Genomic DNA, 3,862 nt, shown 5'->3' on the forward strand with positions numbered 1-3,862 from the left:
GGCGCCGTGCCGGCATTCGCCGCGTTGAAGGCCACGATGTCGGCGATGGTCCGGATCTCCGTGTCCGTCGCCCAGTCCCTGAGATAGAGGTTGAGATCGTGTTTCAGCTCGTAGAGGAAGACGATCGACAGCATCGCCGGATGGCCCTTGGTTCGGCTGAGCGGATTGCGATTCAGCACCGCCATGGTGGTGCCCGGTCCGCCGATCCAGCCGGCCGTCGGGATGCTGGCGCGCACCACGACGGCGCCGAGATCCCGCAGCACCTCGATCGCATCACTCATCACCTTGACCCGGTCGGGTAGCAGCTTGCCGTAGTACCCATCGTTCAGCGGGTCGGCGGGATCGCTGGGCACGCCGATCCGCGCGCCCTTCATCGCATCGCGTGCGAGGCCGGCGGTGTAATCAGCCGGCCGGCGCTGCCGCCGCGTCGCCGGGTCGAGCGGGTCCCTCGCCGCCAGCACGTTCAGCAGCATCGCCGCGTCGCGCACCGTGCGGGTCATCGGCCCCGCCGTGTCCTGGCTGTGCGAGATCGGGATGATGCCAGCGCGGCTGATCAGCCCGACGGTCGGCTTGACGGTGACGAGGCCATTCTGGCTGGCGGGCGACAGCAGCGAGCCCGAGGTCTCGGTACCGATCGAGGCCGCGCACAGACCGGCCGCCACCGCGACCGCGGAGCCCGAACTCGAACCGCCTGGCTGCAGGACCGGGATGCCATGTTCGTCCACCAGTGCCGGCGCGTAGGGGTTCTTCACCTGACCGCCGAGCGACGAGTAGCCCGCAGGCATGTCGATCGCCAGCAAATTGGCGAATTCCGTCAGGTTCGCCTTGCCGAGGATCACCGCGCCGGCGTCCCGCAACCGCTTGACGACGGTGGCGTCGTTTTTGGCACGCGCGCCCCGCAGCGCCAGCGAGCCCGCCGTGGTCGGCTGCCGGTCACCGGTGGCGATATTGTCCTTCACCAGGATCGGAACGCCGGCCAGCGGCCGCTCGGCCGACGGCCTGATGCCGTCGAGCCCGCCCGCGATCGCGAGCGCGTCGGGATTGAGCGCGCGGACTGAATTGAGCATCGGCCCGTCACGGTCATTGGCCTCGATGCGCGCGAGATAGGCCTGGATCAGCGCGGTGGCGGTGATCCGACCGTCGGCCAAGGCCTCGATGATATCGCTCATGGGCGCGGTGTCGAGCTTCAGCGGGGTCGGCGCCGCCGTGCCGGCGATAGCCGAAGCAAGGTGGGCATCGCGCCGGGATGGCTTCTTCATGCAGGCCTCTTGCGCGGATCTGGTATCGAAATCAGGTGTTCATGGTGTCGGCTGGCACGGCCAAGACTATCGCATCTGGATCTGTAGTGCACATCCGTCACCACGAATCGTCGCCGCCCAGGCACCGACGACATGACCGCCGCAGACGGAGCGGCCGCGGCTTCAGTTTGGCCATAGGCGAGAGCCCTGACCGCTGGCGGGGCAGTATTCCGGAAATGTTCAAAACATGTCGGGGTTCCGGGTTCGCCCGGGCTGCGCCCTCGCGCCCCGGAACGACAGGGCGCGCTACCTTGCGATCACTTCGATTTCGCCGTCGACGCCGTTGACGACCTTGAACGGGCGCTCGAACACCTTGCCTTCGTTCTTGGCGATGGCGCGGTACTCGCCTTCCGACAGCACGACGCGCGGGAACGCGCCGATCGATTCCTTGATGACGTCGCCGGCCGGCGTGATCACCGACCACGCGGTGTTGGCGAGCGCCTCGCCGCCCTTGTCGCTGACCAGCTTCATGGTGATCACCGCGGCGCGGTGGGTGATGATCACGTCGGTCAGCTTGCTGGCCTGGACGCGAATATCGGAGCGCACCGTGGAATTGGCGTCGCCGTAATTCGAGACGATGTAATAGGTGCCTTCCTGCAGCAGCACGACGTCGCCGGCGGCGACGCTGGGCAGCAGCGGCGAACGCTCACCCGCTTCGAACTGGCTGCCTTTGTAGATGCTGAAGGAGATCTGGTTCTGCGGAATTTTCGTGCTGCCGACGCGGCCCTCGATGCGCAGCCCGCCGGCCGGCAGCACGAAGGATTCGCGGTCGGTGTCGGACTTGATCGTCACCGGCCGGACCGCGCTGACCAGGCCGAGCGCGACATGAACCACGTAGCTGCCGGGCGGCAGCACGATATTCGGCGTCGCACCGCGGTCCTCGCGGATCAGCTTGAAAGCCCCGGTCTCGTCGGGCCGGTCGGAATAGACCCGCCACACCAGCCCGCTGCCGATCACGGCCATGTCCTTGCCATAGCGCGCGGTCAGCGCCAGCACGCCCTGCCCGGGCGCGGCCGGCGGCAGTGGCGACGGCACCGGTGCCGTCACGGCGGCGACCGGCGGCTGGGTGAGCGGCGCCGGCAACAGCGGCGCCGCGGCCGGGCCGGACGGCGGCGCCAGGCTGATGGCTGGACCTGACGGAATGTCGGGGATCGTGCCCGGAGGAACCGGCGGCGGCCGGTCACTAAAAAACTGCGCCGAGGCGGCGTTGGGGAGCACCAGAACGCATATCAGGAGCAGCGCCCGCGAACGCCACGCGCGTCGGCCGCCGGCGGCTGCTTGCAAATCATGGCGCAATGCGATCATCGCCATGCTTTTCACCGAAAACGAGGCAAATTCAAGCCTCGCTATCGGCCCCGCGCATAATCGCGCGCCTTTACGACAACCCGGCCGCAAAAGCGGCGCAGATATTCGCCGGCTTCGCCTAACCGTCGCAATTCTCGCTTACCCCGGCCCGGCGCGGGATCAACCAGGGAATCAACACCGACTGGCGTGGCGCGGCCACAGCGCGTAAATAGGTCCGGTATGCTTACCGGTTCCGCTGGCAAGTTTGTGGATGCTGGAGAGTTTGATGGGACGCAACCCGAACGGGACCAACGGCCGTGACAAACCCGGGCTGGGCGGCGTCCGGCGTCCGGTAATCGGGCTCGCGCTGGGCGGCGGCGCCGCGCGCGGCTTTGCCCATATCGGCGTGCTGCGCACGTTGCTGGCCCATGGCATCATACCCAATGTGGTGGTCGGCACCTCGATCGGCGCGGTAGTCGGCGGCTCCTACGCGGCCGGCCATCTCGACACGCTGGAGGAATGGGCGCGCGGGCTGCAGCCGCGCAGCGTGCTGAGCTATCTCGACATTCGCCTCAACGGCTCGGGACTGATCGGCGGCAACAAGCTGGCCGCCCAGCTGGAAGCCTCGCTCGGCCCGACCGTGATCGAGGACCTGCCACTGAAATTCGCCAGCGTCGCCACCGAGGTCCGCACCGGGCACGAGATCTGGCTGACCCATGGCCGGCTGGTCGATGCGATGCGCGCCTCCTACGCCCTGCCCGGCATCTTCTCGCCGGTGCTGATCGGCGACCGCTGGCTGGTCGATGGCGCGCTGGTCAATCCGGTGCCGGTGTCGGCCGCGCGCGCGCTCGGCGCCGAAATCGTGATCGCGGTCAATCTCAGCAATGACGTGTTCGGCCACAGCATCACGATCTTCGACCATGGCACCGGTCCGGAGGTGGTCGAGCCGGAGGTCGAGGTCGAGCCGCCGAAGCGCGGTCTTGGCCGGTTCTTTTCGGCCGAACGCACCATGAAGCGGGAATTTTTCGGCAGCGGCGGCCGGCCCGGCATCTCCAGCGTGATGGTCGACGCCTTCAACATCATGCAGGACCGCATCACCCGGGCGCGGCTGGCCGGCGATCCACCGGACATGCTGATCGCGCCGCGGATCGGCCATATCGGCTGGTTCGATTTCCACCGCGCCGACGATCTGATCGCGCATGGCTCACGCGCCGCCGCGCGCGCCATCGAATCGATCCAGGAGGCGATTCACATTCTGGTGCCGGAGTCGCACGTGCCGG

The 3,862-nt window shown here is 67.8% G+C and carries 3 protein-coding genes; 1 reads left to right on the forward strand and 2 read right to left on the reverse strand.

Going from position 1 to position 3,862, the window contains the following annotated elements; all coding sequences use genetic code 11:
- Together Q0S16_RS18860 and Q0S16_RS18865 are read right to left on the reverse strand one after the other, a co-directional pair.
- Nucleotides 1-1,259: amidase family protein (locus tag Q0S16_RS18860; RefSeq protein WP_295851381.1), on the reverse strand; the 1,259-nt coding region annotated here is incomplete at its 3' end.
- A gap of 285 nt (nucleotides 1,260-1,544) precedes the next feature.
- Nucleotides 1,545-2,609, reverse strand: a complete 1,065-nt coding sequence (locus tag Q0S16_RS18865) for a hypothetical protein (protein WP_295851384.1) — start codon at nucleotides 2,607-2,609, stop codon at nucleotides 1,545-1,547.
- A 244-nt stretch (nucleotides 2,610-2,853) separates the two neighbouring features.
- On the opposite strand from Q0S16_RS18865, the gene Q0S16_RS18870 reads away from it, so the two are divergent.
- A partial coding sequence (locus tag Q0S16_RS18870) for a patatin-like phospholipase family protein (protein WP_295851385.1) occupies nucleotides 2,854-3,862 on the forward strand: 1,009 nt, incomplete at its 3' end.

The sequence above is a fragment of the Tardiphaga sp. genome, assembly GCF_025356345.1.
Taxonomy (GTDB): domain Bacteria; phylum Pseudomonadota; class Alphaproteobacteria; order Rhizobiales; family Xanthobacteraceae; genus Tardiphaga.

Bases quoted from the DNA above. Each gene is read 5' to 3' on its own strand.
- Q0S16_RS18865 (WP_295851384.1), bottom strand. From the start codon at position 2,609: ATGGCGATGATCGCATTGCGCCATGATTTGCAAGCAGCCGCCGGCGGC.